General features: G+C 52.0%; 17 protein-coding genes. 7 read left to right on the top strand and 10 right to left on the bottom strand.

Annotation, left to right across the window (positions count from 1 at the left end; genetic code table 11):
- Window positions 1-41: 41 nt before the first annotated feature.
- From ADH68_RS02760 to ADH68_RS02735, 6 genes are all read right to left on the bottom strand, one after another.
- A complete protein-coding gene (locus tag ADH68_RS02760) occupies window positions 42-464 on the bottom strand; it encodes a heavy-metal-associated domain-containing protein (protein ID WP_068959904.1) in 423 nt (140 codons plus the stop codon).
- Between the two features lie 34 nt (window positions 465-498).
- The gene (locus ADH68_RS02755) at window positions 499-2,520 is read right to left on the bottom strand and encodes a TonB-dependent receptor plug domain-containing protein (RefSeq protein WP_084273911.1); all 2,022 of its coding nucleotides are present in this window, start codon (window positions 2,518-2,520) and stop codon (window positions 499-501) included.
- Between the two features lie 38 nt (window positions 2,521-2,558).
- Complete coding sequence (locus ADH68_RS02750) at window positions 2,559-2,969, bottom strand: secondary thiamine-phosphate synthase enzyme YjbQ (protein WP_068959906.1); 411 nt, start codon at window positions 2,967-2,969, stop codon at window positions 2,559-2,561.
- 127 nt (window positions 2,970-3,096) lie between these two features.
- Complete coding sequence (rfbB, locus tag ADH68_RS02745) at window positions 3,097-4,242, bottom strand: dTDP-glucose 4,6-dehydratase (protein WP_068959907.1); 1,146 nt, start codon at window positions 4,240-4,242, stop codon at window positions 3,097-3,099.
- Window positions 4,243-4,317: 75 nt separating this feature from the next.
- Window positions 4,318-5,406 carry a GDP-mannose 4,6-dehydratase gene (gene gmd / locus ADH68_RS02740; protein ID WP_068959908.1) on the bottom strand — a complete coding sequence of 363 codons (1,089 nt, stop codon included), beginning with the start codon at window positions 5,404-5,406 and terminating at the stop codon, window positions 4,318-4,320.
- 150 nt (window positions 5,407-5,556) lie between these two features.
- Window positions 5,557-6,657 carry an ISAs1 family transposase gene (locus ADH68_RS02735; RefSeq protein WP_068959909.1) on the bottom strand — a complete coding sequence of 367 codons (1,101 nt, stop codon included), beginning with the start codon at window positions 6,655-6,657 and terminating at the stop codon, window positions 5,557-5,559.
- A 379-nt stretch (window positions 6,658-7,036) separates the two neighbouring features.
- Between ADH68_RS02735 and ADH68_RS02730 the strand changes: the two genes are divergently transcribed.
- Entirely contained in the window at window positions 7,037-8,467 is a 1,431-nt protein-coding gene (locus ADH68_RS02730; protein WP_068961962.1) for an ATP-binding protein, read from the top strand.
- 147 nt (window positions 8,468-8,614) lie between these two features.
- On the opposite strand, the gene ADH68_RS02725 is transcribed toward ADH68_RS02730, so the two are convergent.
- Entirely contained in the window at window positions 8,615-10,810 is a 2,196-nt protein-coding gene (locus ADH68_RS02725) for an alpha-galactosidase (RefSeq protein ID WP_068959910.1), read from the bottom strand.
- 137 nt (window positions 10,811-10,947) lie between these two features.
- Between ADH68_RS02725 and pncB the strand changes: the two genes are divergently transcribed.
- Window positions 10,948-12,150, top strand: coding sequence for a nicotinate phosphoribosyltransferase (gene pncB, locus ADH68_RS02720; protein ID WP_068959911.1), 1,203 nt, complete (start codon window positions 10,948-10,950; stop codon window positions 12,148-12,150).
- On the opposite strand, the gene ADH68_RS02715 is transcribed toward pncB, so the two are convergent.
- Window positions 12,125-12,706, bottom strand: coding sequence for a hypothetical protein (locus ADH68_RS02715; protein ID WP_068959912.1), 582 nt, complete (start codon window positions 12,704-12,706; stop codon window positions 12,125-12,127). The two genes, pncB and ADH68_RS02715, sit on opposite strands and share 26 nt — an antisense overlap.
- 94 nt (window positions 12,707-12,800) lie before the next feature.
- A complete protein-coding gene (locus ADH68_RS02710; protein ID WP_068959913.1) occupies window positions 12,801-13,580 on the bottom strand; it encodes a YaaA family protein in 780 nt (259 codons plus the stop codon).
- A gap of 116 nt (window positions 13,581-13,696) precedes the next feature.
- Here ADH68_RS02710 and ADH68_RS02705 point away from each other — a divergent pair, with 116 nt between their 5' ends.
- From ADH68_RS02705 to ADH68_RS02695, 3 genes are all read left to right on the top strand, one after another.
- The gene (locus ADH68_RS02705; RefSeq protein WP_235606684.1) at window positions 13,697-14,218 is read left to right on the top strand and encodes a GNAT family N-acetyltransferase; all 522 of its coding nucleotides are present in this window, start codon (window positions 13,697-13,699) and stop codon (window positions 14,216-14,218) included.
- 7 nt (window positions 14,219-14,225) lie between these two features.
- Window positions 14,226-14,669: a GNAT family N-acetyltransferase gene (locus ADH68_RS02700; RefSeq protein ID WP_068959914.1), complete on the top strand. Its 444-nt coding sequence runs from the start codon at window positions 14,226-14,228 to the stop codon at window positions 14,667-14,669.
- A gap of 377 nt (window positions 14,670-15,046) precedes the next feature.
- The gene (locus ADH68_RS02695; RefSeq protein ID WP_068959915.1) at window positions 15,047-16,090 is read left to right on the top strand and encodes an alcohol dehydrogenase; all 1,044 of its coding nucleotides are present in this window, start codon (window positions 15,047-15,049) and stop codon (window positions 16,088-16,090) included.
- A 10-nt stretch (window positions 16,091-16,100) separates the two neighbouring features.
- On the opposite strand, the gene ADH68_RS13875 is transcribed toward ADH68_RS02695, so the two are convergent.
- Window positions 16,101-16,265, bottom strand: coding sequence for a hypothetical protein (locus tag ADH68_RS13875; protein ID WP_157517389.1), 165 nt, complete (start codon window positions 16,263-16,265; stop codon window positions 16,101-16,103).
- 112 nt (window positions 16,266-16,377) lie between these two features.
- Between ADH68_RS13875 and ADH68_RS02690 the strand changes: the two genes are divergently transcribed.
- Window positions 16,378-17,082 (top strand): response regulator transcription factor, encoded by a 705-nt coding sequence (locus ADH68_RS02690; protein ID WP_068959916.1) that lies wholly within the window; start codon window positions 16,378-16,380, stop codon window positions 17,080-17,082.
- Window positions 17,066-18,505: a sensor histidine kinase gene (locus tag ADH68_RS02685; protein WP_068959917.1), complete on the top strand. Its 1,440-nt coding sequence runs from the start codon at window positions 17,066-17,068 to the stop codon at window positions 18,503-18,505. The genes ADH68_RS02690 and ADH68_RS02685 overlap by 17 nt, the downstream gene beginning before the upstream one ends.
- The last annotated feature ends 232 nt before the right edge of the window (window positions 18,506-18,737 follow it).

The raw sequence follows: 18,737 nt of genomic DNA, 5'->3' as shown, positions 1-18,737 counted from the left end.
ATCAGATAGAATTATACGAAGGGTTGGTTGATGGCGATGACCTACTTCGACGGTGAAGCGGCAGGACATGCGGGCTTGGACTTTGCCGCGCCGCAGCATGAGCCGGAGGATGATGTCGCGCAATGTCCCGTAGCGGCAGAGGGTATGAGACTATCGCCATCCTTGCATTGCTCGGAGCATTGTGTGGCGGCATAACCGATTTTTTTGAATGCCTCGGTCAGTCTCTCGGGTGAGACTTTTGCGGGATTGTAGGTTATGGTTACTGTCTGCTCTTTCAGATTGGTCACAATCGAGCTTACACCTTTCTCAAACCGCAGGTTGCTCTTGATTTTGTTCTCGCAGTTCTGACATGTCATCTTCGGACTTACGGTGAACACTACCGTGGCTTTATTGTTGTCCTTGGCCGACATAAACGCGGGGACCGCCACAAGCATCATCAGAAACGCAAAAATATAATTCTTCATAATAGTGTGGAATATTGTTGGGTGTGATTGGTTATCATAGATATTTGGTGATATTGTAGCGAAATCCCACATATACCATGGCTCCATGCAGTGGACCATAAATCATTGTCGCATCAAAATCGGGACCCCATGGGTCTGACGCTCCGATTATAGGATTGTTCTGACGGAATCCGGTGAGATTTTCGCCTCCGACATATATGGCCCAATGTCGGAAGTTGCGTGTCACCTGAGCGTTAAGCTGTGGGAATGCCTTGTAACGTTCGGGCCACGAAAGGGTACCGTCAGCTTTTTCATATGGCGTCGGCATGCGGCCCGGGCCGTTGAGCACAAATGTGGCATCCACCTGCCATAGCCCCATGTCGGGCGACCATCCTACAGTCAGCAGACCCTTGTGGCGCGATGTCAGAGGCTTTTGCGAGAGTCCGTGTCCGGTATAATCAGCTTTGACATCGGTAAATCGCCATGCTGCCGTTACGCTCAGTTCGCTCAGTGGCTCAAAGGTAGCCTCAATCTGCAGAGAGTGGGAATACGAACGCCCGTTGTCTGAGTAGATATATGCCGCATGGGGGTCACGGTCAAGATTGAGCATCAGCTGGTCGGAAAAATCAGTGTAATAGTACTCGCCTGAAAACTGGAGCCTCTTCCCTGCGGGATACAGTGTCCAGCCGGCGCCGGCACCGAAGTTCCGGGCTGCTTCGCGCCTGAGCCCGGGCGCAATATCAATTTTGCGCGACGAGGCGAGAAGATAGGAATATTCGGCAAGCGGATGAGGCGAGCGGTATCCCTTGCCCGCAGAGGCATGGATAGTGACGGCTTCCGACGGATTGTAGCGCACATGCATGCGCGGTGTCACCATCGCCCCGTATACATCGCTATAATCATAGCGCACTCCGCCCATCACCACAACCTTGTCGTCAAGATTAAGAGTATACTGCGCGTATGCGCCCCCTACGGCCTCCCGGCTCACACTCCTCGAAAGTGGCAGCCCGCCATCGGCCTGCATACGGTAGTGAAATCGGTAGTAGTCGTAGTTGAACGACAGTCCGGCACTTAGGGCATGGACTCCGCGCCATTTGCGCTCGAACATCAGCGATGCATAAGCCTCGCGCTGATCCACATTGCATATGCGGAGGCCATAGGCTGCGTCCTGGTCGTGCCTCGAGCCCGAAAGTATAAGCGCCACATTGCCGTCGTTGTCGCGGTCAAACATATAGGCGTTTTTCGCGAATGCCTCCCAACGGCGTGTATCGATACGGATTTCATACAGTGGCATATCCATCATGCTCGGATGGGCATGATGCGTGTCCTGTCCGCTTATGCGGCGCTCGTCGAGTATTTTTGCCGCCGCCTGAAACACATAGTTACGGCCGAGATAAGCCACACGCGGCATCGCCGACAACTGACGCACACGCGGCATGTCGATAAAGCCGTCGTCGTTGCTGTCATGTCCCGAAAATCCGTTTTCGAAATGTGTGAGGAGCCCGCCACTCCAGTTGCGTCCGAGATGGAGATTTCCGTCGGCGTTCAGTTCAAGTTTGTTCATCATGTCGTAGTAGCCATTTACCGACAGCGACGGGTCGAGTTGGGGCTTTTTCATCTCCACGTTGATTTGTCCGGTTATCGACTCATAGCCGTTCTTTACCGAAGATGCACCTTTCGACACCTGTATCGACTGCATCCACGGCCCCGGGATATAGCCGAGACCGTAGGGCGACGCCGCTCCGCGGAAGTTTGGTATATTCTCGGTAAGCATCTGCACATAAGAGCCCGATAGCCCCAACAGACGTATCTGCCTGGCGCCTGTGGCGGCGTCCGTATAGTTGACGTCGACCGACGGATTGGTGGTGAAGCTCTCGCCGAGATTGCAGCATGCCGCACGCTTAAGCTCCGAAGCGGTGATAAGTTCTGAGTTAGTGACTCCCATAAGTTTCCGTGGCCCTTTCGGAGTAGTCACTACCACCTCGTCGAGTTCGCCAAAGAGCGAATCGGGTTGTTCCTCCAGAGCATACGCGTACAAAGCCGAGCAAACGGCGGCAACAGTAACTAAATGTCTCATGATGGATTATATGACCTGTGTCAGAAACAATGCGTTGGTCACGACATAACGGTTGCCACGATTGAGCGCGCACCGCCGTAGTCGCGAAATTCACACAGATAGATTCCCTGCCATGTGCCGAGATTGAGACGCCCTCTTGTGACCGGGAGCGTCAGCGTCGAGCCCACAATTACCGATTTGGCATGAGAGGGCATATCGTCGGGCCCTTCGTCAGTATGCAGGTAATAGGGCGCGTTCTCCGGCACCATACGGTCGAAAATCGAGCGCAGGTCGCTGCGCACATCCGGGTCGGCGTTCTCGTTGAGCGCCAGCGCCGCCGATGTGTGCTTTATCAGCAGATTGATTATTCCCGCCTCGGGGAGTTGAGGCAATTTATTGAGTATTTCTCCTGTAATCAGATGTATTCCGCGCGGATAAGCACGCAGTGTAAACTCTATCTGTTGTATCATGCCGCAAATTTACCACTTTTCCATTATCTCCGAAATACCTAAAACAAGTGATTTTTAGGGAAACATGGGCAATATATCGAGCGACGTCGCTCGATATATTGCCCATGTCTGTCCGTATATTGTCTTTTTAGCGGTTGGCGTACATCTGCTCGTAGTAGCTCTGATAGTCGCCTGAGGTAACTGAGTCGAGCCACTCCTGGTTGTCAAGATACCAGCGCACCGTGCGCTCTATCCCCTCCTCAAACTGTAGTGTCGGCTCCCAGCCGAGTTCACGCTGTAGCTTGCGCGAGTCGATGGCATAGCGCAGATCGTGGCCCGCACGGTCGGTGACATAGGTGATGAGGCTGTCGGAGTATCCTTCGGGATTGCCGAGCATACGGTCGACTGTGCGTATCAGCACCTTTACGATATCAATGTTGCGCCACTCGTTGAATCCGCCGATATTGTAGGTGTCGGCAATACGCCCCTTGTGGAATATCAGGTCAATGGCTCGGGCATGGTCCTCCACGAAGAGCCAGTCGCGCACGTTGAGGCCCTCGCCATACACCGGCAGGGGCTTGCGGTGACGGATATTGTTGATAAACAGTGGTATCAGCTTTTCCGGGAACTGATACGGACCGTAGTTGTTTGAGCAATTGGTAATAACGACAGGCATGCCGTATGTGTCGTGGTACGAGCGCACGAAATGGTCGCTCGAAGCCTTCGAGGCTGAATATGGAGAGTGGGGATTATACTTGGTGGTCTCAAGGAAAAACTCCTCGCCGTAGGCATGGTGGTTGGTCGACGACGATGCCGCGGTGGTAAACGGCGACGGAAGTCCGTCGGGATGCGTCAGTTCAAGCGCTCCGTATACTTCATCGGTCGAGATATGGTAGAACAGCTTGCCTTCATATCCCTCGGGACGTTCCTCCCAGGCTATTTTGGCAGCCTGCAGAAGCGACAGAGTGCCCATCACATTGGTACGGGCGAATGTAAACGGGTCTTTTATCGACCGGTCGACATGGCTCTCGGCGGCAAGATGGATTATGCCGTCCACCCCATAATCGCGCACAAGCGAGAGCATCTTGTCGAAGTCGCATATGTCGGCCTTTACAAAAAGATAGTTCGGAGCATCCTCGATATCTTTCAGATTGGCCAGATTGCCGGCATATGTAAGTGCATCGACATTGATTATGCGATAGTCGGGATACTTGTTCACAAAAAGGCGCACCACATGGCTCCCTATGAATCCGGCGCCACCGGTGACGATTATGTTACGCTTGAAGCTGTTCATATATTTCTAAAAATGGGAATGTCCGCAAATTTAGGTCAAATCTGCGGACATTTCCTAACTATTATCGTAATTATTTTACTTAACGATACCCTTTTCAAGATATTCGGCGAGGTTGGTGCGCACGCTTTCGCCGGCACGCTCTACAGCCACCTTGGCCATGTCGGCGTCGGTCATTATCTTCACCAGTTCGGCGAACGATGTCTTCTGCGGGTTCCAGCCGAGTTTTGCGCGGGCCTTTGTGGGGTCGCCCCAGAGATTTACCACGTCGGTCGGACGGTAGAAGTCGGGCGATACCTCGATAAGCACCTTGCCGGTAGCCGCGTCGATACCCTTTTCGTTCTCTTCCTCACCTTCCCAGCGCAGTTCGATGCCGACGTTGCGGAAAGCAAGCTCGCAGAATTCGCGCACGGAGTGCTGCTCGCCGGTGGCGATAACGAAGTCCTCGGGAGTCGGATGCTGGAGAATGAGCCACATACACTCCACATAGTCCTTGGCATAGCCCCAGTCGCGCAGCGAAGAGAGGTTGCCGAGATAGAGCTTGTCCTGCTTCCCCTGGGCTATACGGGCGGCGGCAAGGGTTATCTTGCGGGTGACGAAAGTCTCGCCGCGACGCTCGCTCTCATGGTTGAAGAGAATACCCGAGCAGCAATACATGCCGTAGGCTTCGCGATACTCCTTGACAATCCAGAATCCATACTGCTTGGCCACTGCATAAGGGCTGTAGGGATGGAAGGGGGTGTTCTCGTTCTGAGGCACTTCCTCTACCTTTCCATAAAGCTCTGATGTGGATGCCTGATAGATGCGGCAAGTGTCCTTAAGGCCGGTCAGACGCACTGCCTCAAGCACACGAAGCACTCCGGTGGCATCGATGTCGGCTGTAAACTCAGGCGAGTCAAACGACACCTGCACGTGGCTCTGTGCTGCGAGATTGTAGATTTCATCGGGGCGCACCTTGCCTACCACCTGAAGTATCGACATCGAGTCGCCGAGGTCGGCATAGTGGAGATGGAAATTGGGATGACCCTCAAGATGGGCGATACGTTCACGGAAGTCAACCGACGAGCGGCGGATAGTGCCATGCACGTCGTAACCTTTTTCGAGCAGAAGCTCTGCCAGGAACGAGCCGTCCTGACCCGTAACCCCTGTAATGAGTGCTTTCTTCATACTATATGATATATTATATTTACACTACGGGCGTTACGTAATAGCGGACATACCACAAACGCCACTCTTTCCTTTGAGCCTGCAAATTTAGTGATTTTTCGGCATTCCGGCAAAACCATTCCACAAACCGCCAGGGCTGGCGCATGAGATTTAACTATCCTTAAAGACTTTGTACAGATATTCAGTGCTCCACATACATTTTTTGCGTCTTCGTTTAAGGCTGAGTTTATCGTTCTGCTTTTTAAGCATTTCCAATGCATACTTGCGCATCGCTGAAAAATTGACAGCGCCATTCTTGGCGCGTACGCGGCACATATCTTCCCGAAACGTCACGTCGAGATGCCAGTGCAGTTTGTTCTCGATACCCCAGTGCGCACGAATACGCATCGCATAGTAAGAAGCCTCATCTTTCTCCACGCTGCTGAGATAGTAGATTGTTTCACGCGAGCGGGCACCGTTCTCAGTACGCTCACGCTCCATCTTTATGATACGTTTAAGACCGGGCCACTTCTCGTACATTCCCTCCTGTTCCAAAAGTGTCGTATCCATAATTGAACAGGTTCTCTTCTCAACTCTTCCGTGCCCCTTTTCCTCGGTTGTGTATACCGATATTGGAGTAGTGCGACTAAAGATACTTTCCGTCAAGCCCTTGAGTATCGGCTGATTGTCTTTAAGCGCCATCAGATAGTCGCCGCCCTGGAGTATGATCTGTTCTGCGATATTACGGTGGGTCCCCATTGCGTCGACTGAAACCAATGCCCCTGTAAGCCATAAAGAGGACAATACGGACGGCAGAACCGTAAGTTCGTTGGTCTTGCCATCCACCGGCTTTTCGGCAACGCAGATTTCTGTTTCAGATACCCACGCATTGAGGATATACAGTCCGTGGCATCCGGGACTCCTGGGATTTTCACCCCGCAGTTTCTTACCGTCAATGATGACCTGATTGCCGCACAGGGATTCGATTATGTGGCCTCGGCAGCAATCAAGACTTGCCCGGAGCTGAGCGGGATTGACAGACTCTACAACACGAAGTATCGTGTCACCACACGGGACGCCGTTGCTAAGCTTCAGCAATCCGGCGGCCTTGAATTCTTCCTCTCGGTCTGTAACCATATCCGATATGTCGTCACAGTCCTCACAATCACACAACACGCCGATGAGTGCCATTCGGAGCACATCCTCGAGCTCATGTTTAACCTTGCCCAAGTCACGCGGGTCTTTTACTTTGCTGAAAATTTCTATTTGCATACCTCTAATATATCCATTTTCAGCAATATATGCAATATCTGAAAGTTTATTTCACATAATCAGGTGAATTTTTGACTGAATTTGAGTTAAATCTCATGCGCCAGCCCTGACAAACCGCCAATTCCTCAGACACATTTTACGCCAATTCATCAGTTGCCATATTGCTTGTATGGAATAATGGTCGTAATCTATCTTGTCACCGGAATAAATATTAGAGCTTGTTTAATAATAAATGTTGCCGACAGGGTCGTATATCTTGCCGCTTTCTCTGTAACATTAAAAAACTTATGATGATATAATTTCGTTGTAAACGTCAATATGTCAGGATATTTTCGTAACTTTACATTATTGGCATTTGAGCCATGGCTGATATATGAACATGACTATTGAAGACATATTGACCCGTGAGGAAGGTCAGACTTTTGATTGCAAGAGCTTTGCAATCGATCCGAAAGGTCTGGCCGTCACTTTTGTGGCTATGGCTAATGCTGACGGTGGCGAACTCGCAGTAGGTATCTCTGACCGTAAACGGGAGATTGAGGGAGTATGTTCAAGCGAGAAGCATTTGAATGAGCTACTCCGTGTGCCATACGATTACTGCAATCCTACGGTCAAGGCCACGTTTGACTTAATCGACTGTACTAACAGAAATGGTGAGTCTGACAAGGTATTGCTATTTCATATTCAGCCGAGCGTTGATCTCCACGCCACCCAGAATGATGAGTGTTATCTGAGAATAGGTGATAAGTCGCGAAAACTGACTTTTTTGGAGCGTATGCAATTGATGTACGACAAAGGGGTGCAGTCTTTCGAGGATACTCCGGTATCAGATGCCACCATTGATGATTTGGATCTGACTGCTGTAAAGGATTACATGAATGTCCTCGGTTATGGTAAGTCTGCCATGGAGTTCTTGACCGAGAACTACGATTATGTAAAGGATTCCGATTCAGGCCAACGGATAAGTGCGGCTGCTATTCTTTTGTTCGGAAAGAACCCTCAACGATTCTTTCCGCGTGCAAGAATCCGCTTCATAAAATATCGAGGTACAGAGGAGAAAGTCGGAGCTGAGATGAATGTTGTAAAAGACATTATTTTTGAAGGCACCATTCTTAATCAGATAAACAAGATGGTTGAACTGCTTGAATTGCAGATTGATGAGCCAACCTATCTCGGTCAGGACGGACGGTTTGTAACCAAACGGGAATATCCTCATTTTGTACTACAAGAGCTTACGGTCAACTCCGAATGCCACCGTGATTATGCGATTCGCGGCACTGAAATACAAGTAAAGATGTTTGACGACCGTCTTGTATTTGAGAGTCCCGGCACATTGCCCGGCAATGTAAAGCCTGACAACATCCGTCACACACATTTCTCACGTAATCCTCACATCGCACAGTTTCTGAAAGCATACAAGTTTGTAAAGGAATTTGGCGAAGGTGTTGACCGCATGAGCAGAGAAATGGAAGCAGTGGATATGCTGCCGCCTACTTACCATCTCGATGCCTTTATATTAAAGGTTACTGCCCGAGCTTGTCCGCCGGTAAATAAGACATCTAAGGAGAATGATGTCCCTGTAAATGTCCCTGTAAATGTCCCTGTAAATGTCCCTGTAAATCTTTCAGAGACACAAAAAAGAGCCTTAGAAATAATAAAATCCAATCCAAATGTAACTCATAGAGAGCTTGCCTCCCTTATGACTGTCACTGAAAAAACAGCAAGGAGGACAACAAAGGCTCTTCGTGAAATGGATTTAGTAATCAGGATTGGCAGCGACAAAAACGGTCATTGGGAAGTCAAATCCTAAAAGATTCGACCTCCGTATAGTATCACTAAGAGCTTGTTTAATAATAAATGTTACCGTCAGGGAGGTTAGTTACGGATATTGGTAATAGGTACTTTTCAGGGAGAAAGTACTGTGTGGCGTGCAGACTATCTGTCGCACATTTTTCTGTCACATTGCGGTCAGCTCTATTACCGACGAAGAGTTGTGGCGGCGTGTCAGCACCTCAAGGCCGACCTTCATCAGATAGTCGCCGCTGAATGTCTTGCCGTCGAATGCGAATCCCGATTTTGTGCCGGGCATCAGATTGATTTCTTTCACCAGATATTTCCTCTGCGGGTCAAGCCCCTGCAGCTTTACCGCTGTGAGTTTTTCCTGGAATCGCGGCGACAGATTGTAGGCAAACAGCACAGCTTTCTCTTTTGACTTGTCGACATACTCTATGGCTGCATGATTCGTTGCATACGGCGATACGAGCCTGTACTGGTCGCCATCCATCACAGCCGGCTGTAGCCTATTCCAGTTGGCTACAGCCTGGCGGCAGTAGTCCAGCTCGTCGGCGCTGAGTTCGTGAAGGCCGATGTCGAATCCAAGGCGGCACATGGCTGCGACATCCGTGCGGAATTTCACTGAGGTATTCCGGTTCCAGCTTGTGACGTGGGCCGCCATGGCCTTTGCCGGGAAAAACTGTGAGAATCCCCACTGTATATAGATGCGTTCGATAGGGTCGGTATTGTCCGAGCACCAGAATTCCGTAAAGTATTTCAATGCCTCGTAGTCACAGCGTCCGCCACCTCCGGCGCATAGCATCATCGGCAGGTCGGGGTATTTTTCTTTCACACGGCGGAGTATGTTGTACAGACCCCTCACATGGTCGATGTAGAGCTGGCCCTGACGATCTTTGGAATATGGTGAGAATATATTCGTAATAGGGCTGTTGCAGTCCCATTTGAAGTAGGCCACCTCAGGGTTCTCGGTCATGATTCTGTCTACCACACCGAACACATAGTCCTGCACTTTGGGATTGCTGAGGTCGAGCACGAGCTGATGACGGTAGTAGTAGGTGTCGCGGTTGGGCAGTTCGATAGCCCAGTCGGGATGCTTTTCATAGAGCTCGCTTTTCGGATTCACCATTTCAGGCTCTATCCATATGCCGAATTTCACCCCGGCGTCATCCGCCGATTTTACGAGCGCCGCTATCCCTCCGGGCAGCTTTTCCTTGGTCGGCTCCCAGTCGCCGAGGCCGGCGCGGTCGTTGGAGCGGGGATACTTGTTGCCAAACCATCCGTCGTCGAGCAGAAACATGTCAACCCCAAGGTCCTTGGCTTCCTTCATGAGCGAGGCCAGGCGCTCCTGGTCAAAGTTGAATGAGGTGTTCTCCCAGTTGTTGAGGAGGGTCATCCTCTGGCCTTTGCCATCTTTCAGACTATACCTGCGCGCCCAGTCGTGGAGATTGCGGCTACCCTGGCCGGTGCCGTCACAGCTGAGTGTGAATATGAATTCAGGTGTGGTGAATGTCTCGCCGGCCTTAAGCTCGTAGGTAGATGCATAGGGGTTTATGCCGGGTATCACGCGCAGATATCCCACATTGTCCACTTCAAATGTGAAGCGGAAGTTGCCGGTCCATCCGAGAGTGCCCATCAGCACCTCTCCGCTGTGCTCCCTGACAGGACCGTCGAGGCCAATCTCGAAGAATGGCTCGGCATGCATGGCTGCGCGGCTCCCCAGTTTGGTGTCGATTACCTTTTTGCCTGGCTGCAGCTGCTGGCTGCTCAGCTGTCCCTCACGGGCCCAGTCGCTGCTGAATCCAGTGAGCCAGTACTCGGGCTCGTTGAAATACAGCATGGCCGACGCATATTGCCACATGGCAATCGGCTTTTTCTCGTGGTGCGATATGTCGGTCCATGTCTTTATTACATTTTCTTTGGGATATGCCACATAGTTTAGCGTCACCTCTACCGGATATTTGTCATCCTTGAGATTGATGCGTGTGTGGGTGCCGCCCTCTACCGGCTCCTGCGACGAACTTACATAGTAGAGATATGTGGTCATATTGCCGTCGGCATGCGTAATGCCGAGAGCCGGCTCGAAGAAATCCTCGTTGCCCGATGTGGAATATGCCTCCCAGCCGCGGGTCGACACAGCACCGTCGGTACCTGCGTAGTGGTGCCATGACAGATTTTTATGATCTTCCTCATTAAGAAGCCTTGGGCCGAGATAAGTCTGATAGAGCCGATTGTTAGGCCCGGTCTCAAATATCAGATCGGTATTGTCGGTGGAGATGCGGATTATGTTGCGTTCCGGCTCTTGTGAGGCGACGGCAGTCGCGGTTGTCAGTGACAGAAATATGGCGATTGGCAGTTTCATAAATCGGGTATATGAGTGTATATGATATGTATTGATTATCTAACGGATTAACCGGTCGAAAAATTATATCGGCATGATTCGTGAATCAACCTGAGGCTGTGCTGTAGTGTTATATTAATGATAAGAAATCTCCGACTATGCATCAGATAATACGACATTTTACCGACGACGACCTGTATAAGTTCACCATGTGCTGCGCCGTTATCGAGAATTATCCCCGCACACAGGTGAAATACCGGTTTAATGACCGCGACAATACGATATATCCGCCCGGATTTGCCGCGGAGCTTACGCGTCAGATTAAGATGCTCGAAGATGTCGTGATAACCGACCGCGAGATTGACTTCATGCGCCGCCGGTGCCGCTACATACCTTCGTGGTTCTACAGTTTTCTGAAAGGGTTCCGCTACGATTCGAGATGGGTCACTGTGGCGCAGGACCGGGATGGACACCTTTCGGTGGAGTTCGAGGGGAGCTGGAGCAACACCATACTGCTTGAGGTAAAGGTGCTTGCCATCATCTCTGAGCTGTACTACATGATGACCTGTGTGTCGGAGACGCTTGACTATGAAGGGTATTACCGCCGCTCGTGGAATAAAGCTGCGCGGCTCATCTCGGAGGGATGCATGTTCAGCGATTTCGGCACACGCCGACGCGCTTCGTTCAGATCGCAGGATACCGCCGTGCGCGCCATGAAGGATTGCGACTCGGGGAGTGGCGGCCCCGGCCATTTTATCGGCACAAGCAACGTGTATCTTGCCATGAAATACAATCTTACGCCGGTAGGCACCATGGCCCACGAATTCATATGCGCCATAGCTGGCATGTATGGGCCGCAGATGGCCAACTTCCTGGCGATGAAGACATGGGCGAATACCTATCGCGGGGCCTTGGGGACATTTCTTTACGATACCTACGGATGGCGCATATTCAGCCTCAACTTTTCGGAAGATTATGCCAATATGTTCAAGGGGCTGCGTGTCGACAGTGGCGATAACCGCCGTCAGCTCGACATGATAATTGAGAAATACCGCTCGCTCAACATCGACCCGCTTACCAAGCAGATTGTGTTCAGCAATGCGCTCGATGTGGATGCCGCGATAGAATTGCAGCGCTATGCCGCGGGAAAGTGCCAGCCGTCGTATGGCATAGGCACACATTTTACCAACGACTTCCCCGGAGTGAAGCCGATGAACATTGTCATCAAGCTGCTTGCCGTCAAGATTACCGAGTCGTGGCCGTTTTATTTCGAGACATGCAAACTTAGCGAGGACCAGGGCAAGTATTCAGGCAATCCGGCCACTGTGCGTCGTTTCATGGAAGCCCTCCACCTGCGGTAGCCGCCTTTTTATATCCGGGGCCGCGAAATCGGTCGGCAAAACGCTGTCTGGACGGCTGTCGGTTTTCCTTGGTGTATGTAGCATGGCTTAGGCACGACGGGGCGGATGATGTCCTCGGCGCCTGGTTTCTTCCGGCAATTCTGTCGCGTGCTGCTTTGGCGGCACGCATGGCCTTGGATTTTTCGCGCGAAGAGCGGGTCGAGGCGGCTTTGCGCTCAAGCCTGGCAGCCTTGCGGGCATCCTTCTCTGCGGCCTCACGCTCGGCCTGAAGACGGGCGCGGAGCTGACGGCGACGCTCGCGGGCACGCTCGTTGCGTCGGCGTCTACGGTCGATATCGGCGCGGATTATAATCCAGGCGCAGGCAAATCCCTGCTGGTCAAGATAGTGGAAGTTGGGCTGCTTGCCATGCTCGATGTAGTCGCGCACCATTTGCTCGGTGTAGCTGTCATCACAACCCGATGCACTCATGGCTCTACGCCATAGCGGGTCAAATTTGTAGCGCGGAGTTTTCGCTTTCGCACTCTTGCACTTAGTGCGCACAGATGTTGTTTTCATATTTAGAAGAAGATAAAAATAGGTTGTTATTACACCGCAAAATTACAATATTGTATTGTAATTTGCAAATTGTGTGCAAGATTTTTTTGATTGTTTATGGAGCGGTGTGGAATATGATGTCGCCTGTGGAGGTGTCGCCTCCCACTGCGATATAGTCATCGCCGGCAAGCGATGTAAGTTGCTCGGGACTGCTGATGTTTTCGGTGATTATCTGTCGCAGGAGCTGGCCGCGCAGGGTCTTGAGTCGGTTGGAGTTGGGTGTTCGTGTGGCTCCGGCAGGCAGCATCTCGCGGAAGTCGGCCCTCCATACCCGGGCTTTCTGCGCTATCTGCTTCCAGTCGATACAGCGCGCTGCGTCGGCCGGCAGGAGATTGAGCATGTCGGTGTGGTTGGCGTCGGCCAGTTCCTGTAGCAGACGTGAGGTCACGGCCTCTTTCCAGTATGAGGCCAGCGTTGCGCCCTCGGGAGCCAGCGGATTGGTGAAGTCAAAACGGTACTGTCGGATTATATCGTCGGGCTGCAGCCATCCGTAGAGCGATGATATGATTCTTACCCGCCGGCAAGCGGCCATGCGCGCCTCTTCGCTGAGTGTTGTATACCGGAATGCATTGAACACCACTCCGGTAAATGCATTTATGGCCATGTCGCCGTGCGATTTGTCGGGGTATTCATAAATCATCTGTTGCAGGCGTCTCACCATTGGCAAACTGATTTTTACCTTTCCGAGCAGAGTGTCGGCATTCATGTCGCGCAACGAGTCCATTATCATGGACGCCTCTTTTTCAAATACAGGGCGGTGGCTGTTGTATTCGGCGCCGGAGACTGATGAGTCGCACGCCGCCATCTTCTTTGATTCTGCGATTAAGATCAGCATAACGGTAGTTTTCGGTAAAAGTACATAAAAAATCGTATCTTCGCGAATAAAATCCCCACGATATAGCCCAATGACACTTATTGTGGGACTTGGATATACTCTTTAAAGAGAAAGACATGATGATTTCAGAAAAACATATTGAGACTGAACGCCTTATATTGCGGCCATGGTATGAAGACGATGCCCTGGCTCTTTATAAATATGCTTCAGACCCGGATGTCGGAACCTCTGCCGGATGGCCGCCGCATACATCGGTCGAGTTCAGTCGTGAAGTGATAAAGACCGTGTTTTCCGCTCCCGCCACTTTTGCCGTAGTACTGAAAGATACGGGAGAGCCTGTGGGCTGCTGTGGTCTTGTGCCTGACGAGGCATTGCATAGCGAATACATAAAACATCCTGATGCGGAAATAGGCTACTGGATAGGTAAGCCATACTGGGGCCAGGGACTGATACCCGAGGCTGTGAAGGCCATTATGTCATATGCCCGCCGAGTGCTTGGCAAGAAAAACATGTGGATTGCCTTTTATGAAGCCAACCGCAAGTCGCGTCGTGTCGCCGAGAAGTGTGGCTTCGCTTATCACCATGCCGAGCAGTCGGGCCCTGACAGAGAGCTTTTTTATATTGACACTGACATGTAGTAGTGACATGATTATCAGCATAGTCAATGAGTGCGATAAGGAGGGGTACATGCCGTTGCTCCTTGTAGGCGACGAGTCGGAGCCGATGATACGCCGTTATATTGACCGGTCGGAGCTTTATGCCGGATTTATTGACAATCGTGTAGTCGCCGTATGTGCTGTCACATGTGAAGGAGACGGCCGGTATGAAGTGAAAAATCTGGCAGTAGAGGCCGTCTTCCGTCGTAAGGGCATAGGCAGGGCGATGCTTGAATATGTTGAAACCCTTCATCCCGGCTCGGTTATATTACTCGGCACAGGGGAAAATCCTGCTACGCTCGGATTTTACATGAAGTCGGGATATGAGTATTCTCATACTGTCGCTGATTTCTTTGTAGATAATTATCCGTATCCGATAATTGAGAATGGAGTGGTGCTTCGTGATATGATTTATCTGTCGAAGCACACTTAGAGCTTGTTTAATAATAAATGTTGCCGGCAGGGTCGTATAGCTTGATTCGATTTTCGACATGTGCCGAAGGAGTGTACTTTATGTACATGACTGAGGAACAGGGAGAAAAGCGACCAAGATATACGAGACAAAAGGTAGCTTTATAACCATTCAATCTCTTGCCTGCTTTAAAGCAAATGTAAAAATATATTAACAATATGGAACAAATTACATCCCTTCGGTCATTCGCCGGCATCTTTCCGCCCGTTCTTCGGTCGTTATGGAGCCCCATAACTCCCTCATCACAAGCGAAAATCTGCTCGCCGACTGACCGCCCTGACGGTAACATTTATTATTAAACAAGCTCTTAAATACCCTAAGAAACAAGCTCTTATTTTATGAAAGCGTATACTTATATCGACCGCGGGCGCTTCGGATTTGTTGACAAGCCGCGCCCGGTGGTGCTCTCTCCGGGCGACGCCATAGTGCGTGTCACTTTGTCGAGCATCTGCAGTTCCGACCTTCATATAAAGCACGGGAGTGTGCCTCGTGCCGTACCGGGTGTGACCGTCGGCCACGAGATGGTGGGAGTGGTGGAAGAAACGGGGAGCGGCGTCAGAGGCTTCCGTCCGGGCGACCGCGTGGCGGTAAATGTAGAGACATTCTGTGGCGAATGCTTCTATTGCAGGCACGGATGGGTCAACAATTGTACCGACCCCGACGGCGGCTGGGCTCTCGGATGCCGTATCGACGGCGGCCAGGCTGAGTATGTGCGTGTGCCTATGGCCGACAACGGGCTGACCCTCATACCCGACAACGTGACGGACATGCAGGCGCTTTTCACCGGCGACATTCTTGCCACGGGGTTCTGGGCCGCGCGTATCTCGGAGATTTCATCGGGAGATACGGTGCTTATCATTGGAGCCGGACCTACCGGACTGTGCACCCTCCAGTGTGTCATGCTGCACAATCCCCGCCATATCATTGTGTGTGAGACGGATGCCCGTAGGCGTGCGTTTGTCGGCTCAAGATATCCCGGCGTGTATGTCACCGGACCCGAGGAATGTCGCGACACGGTGATGCGCATCAGCGAGCATGGCGGCGCCGACAGGGTGATTGAGGTGGCCGGAAGCGACAGCTCGTTCCGCATGTCCTGGGAGCTTGCCCGCCCCAACGCCATAGTGACCGTCGTGGCCCTTTACGACGGCAACCAGACGTTGCCTCTTCCGCAGATGTACGGCAAGAACCTCACATTCAAGACGGGAGGTGTCGACGGATGCGACTGCGAGGAGATACTTCGTCTGATATCGGAGGGGAGGATTGACACTACTCCGCTTGTCACTCACACATTCCCGCTAAGCCGTATCGAGGAGGCCTATAGCCTGTTTGAGTCGCTGGGCGAGGGGGTAATCAAGATTGCCGTCTGTCCCGACAGTGAGTAGAGCAGGCCTGTTATTTTATGAGTGTCCACACTACCGTGTCGGCGGCCTTCGGCCCTTTGCCGGATGAGTTGGCGGTAATGGTGTTTTCGCCCTCGCGCAGGCTTACATTGTCGAATGTGAATGTGCCGAATCCGTCGGATTTCCTGCGTCCGAGTTCTTTTATTTGTTGGTGCAAATATACTGATTAAAATTTTATTAAACTTTCGTGTTAAAAACATACCGATGCGGAAATTGGTTATCTTTGTACGACTTGGAGCATTTTTTAACATGTTTTTACCGGATACGATATGATTAATAAAAAGATACTTGTTGTCGACGATGAGACCACGTTGTGCGACACGCTGCGGTTTAACCTTGAGCTTGAGGGCTACGAGGTGGATACGGCCTACAGTGCCGAGGAGGCTCTCGCGATGGACCTTTCGGTGTATGCGCTTGTACTCCTTGATGTGATGATGGGGGAGATAAGCGGCTGGCAGATGGCGCGCATCATGAAGGGCAATCCTCGTCTTGCCGGAATACCGATAATATTCTGTACGGCCAAAGACAGCGAGGACGATATGGTGGCGGGTCTTGACCTCGGGGCCGATGACTATATATCCAAGCCATATTCCATACGCAATGTGGTGGCGCGCGTCAGGAGTGTGCTGAGGCGTGCGTCGTCGGGTGCCTCCGTACAGCAGGCCGGCCCGGGTGATGACAACTGCTTGATTACCTACGAGGGGCTGACGCTGAACAGCGCCCTTAAGCGCTGTACGGTCGACGGCACCGAGGTGAGGCTCCCCCGCAAGGAGTTTGAGATGCTTTGGCTGATGCTTTCCCACCGGGGCAAGATTTTTTCGCGCGAAGAGTTTCTGAAAAAGATATGGCCCGAGGAGATTGTCGTGGTCGAGCGGGTGGTCGATGTCAATATCACCCGTCTGCGCTCAAAACTCGGCCAGTATGGCCGCATGATAGTGACCCGTTCGGGCTACGGATATGGCTGGCAGGATTAGGCTTTCATATCATACCAGGCTGTTTTTCATGCTGCTTGGCTTCTCGTGGATGCTTGTGGCGTGTTTTGTGGCGTTTCAGTACCATCGCGAGAAAATCTACAAGGTGGAGAAGCTCGAGGGGCAGCTTCAGCTCTTCAACGCCCATATGATTGATGCGCTGCAGACCGACTCAATCGACTTTCTGGCGACGATAGCGCGCCAGCGTCTTCCGATTGATGGGCTGAGAGTGTCGGTGGTTGGTGTCGACGGGTCGCTTGTGTTTGACAATACGCTTGACTCGCTCCCCGGCGAGAATCATCTCGACCGCCACGAAATCAGCGAGGCGATGCGCATTGGCCACGGTTTTACCATACGGCGCCACTCGCGCAGTACCGACAATGTCTATTTCTATTCGGCGACACGTGGCGATGACCTTATCGTGAGGTCGGCTGTGCCGTATTCCCTGCCCCTGCATGAGGTGCTTGAGGCGGACCGCACGTTTCTGTGGTTTATGGGTGCGGTGACCCTTGCCATGAGTGTGCTCGCATACTTTGCCACGCGCCGCATCGGGCGCACCGTGACGCGCCTGAACCGTTTTGCCGAGAAGGCCGAGAGGGGGGAGAGTGTGTATGATACCGAGGCATTCCCCCACGATGAGCTGGGGAGTATCTCGACCCACATAATAAGGCTTTACGCACGATTGCAGCGCACTATGGAGGAGCGTGACAGCGAGCATCGCCGGGCCATGTACGAGCAGGAGGAGAAGAACCGTATCAAGAAGCAGCTTACCAACAATATCAACCATGAGCTGAAAACCCCTGTGGCGTCGATAAAGGTGTGTCTGGAGACCATCCTCGACCATCGCGACCTGCCGGCGCGGAAGCACTGGGAGTTTGTCGAGCTGTGCTACTCCCACACCCAACGCCTCACCGGGCTGCTCAACGACGTGGCGGCCATAACGCGCATGGATGACGGGGCGGCGAATATCGCCAAGGAGCCTGTCGACATCGGCGAACTGGTGGAGGAGATAGCGCACTCGCTGTCGGGACAGTTGCAGAAGAGCGGGATGTCACTGTCGGTGGATATTCCGGCGGGTAGTGTGGTCGAGGGGAACCGTGCGTTTCTTTGCTCGATATTCCGCAATCTGATAGACAATGCGATAGCCTACAGCGGAGGGAGCGAGATAAGGGTGCGTCGCGACGAGGCGTCGGCCGAGGCGTATACATTCAGTGTGTCGGACAATGGCGCGGGGATACCTGATGAGCATCTTGAGCGCATATTCGAGAGGTTCTACCGTATCGACAAGGGGCGCTCGCGCCTGATGGGTGGCACCGGCCTTGGTCTTGCCATCGTGCGCAACGCCGTGCAGCTCCATGGCGGTACCATCTATGCCGCCAACCGCTACCCTTCGGGTGTCGCCTTCATCTTCACCCTCTCCCGATAGGTCCCGGTCCCCGCACCGGCCTATCGCCGCCGCAAATCTGCCCGGTAAGCCGTACCCCTTTTTATGACTTACCTCAAAATTAGATAGTCACGAGAATGGATAATGTCCGGCTTAGTAACAGATACATATGATGAATGATAAAGTTTCATTTTGGCAGCACTCCTTTCTCCTTCATATAGTCGGTAATATCTTCGATGAGATAGCGCGAACTAAGAGTTTGTTTAACGTGAGT

Origin of the sequence: Muribaculum intestinale, from assembly GCF_002201515.1 — a bacterium.
Taxonomy (GTDB): domain Bacteria; phylum Bacteroidota; class Bacteroidia; order Bacteroidales; family Muribaculaceae; genus Muribaculum; species Muribaculum intestinale.
This window is presented reverse-complemented; position numbering and strand designations above follow the sequence as displayed.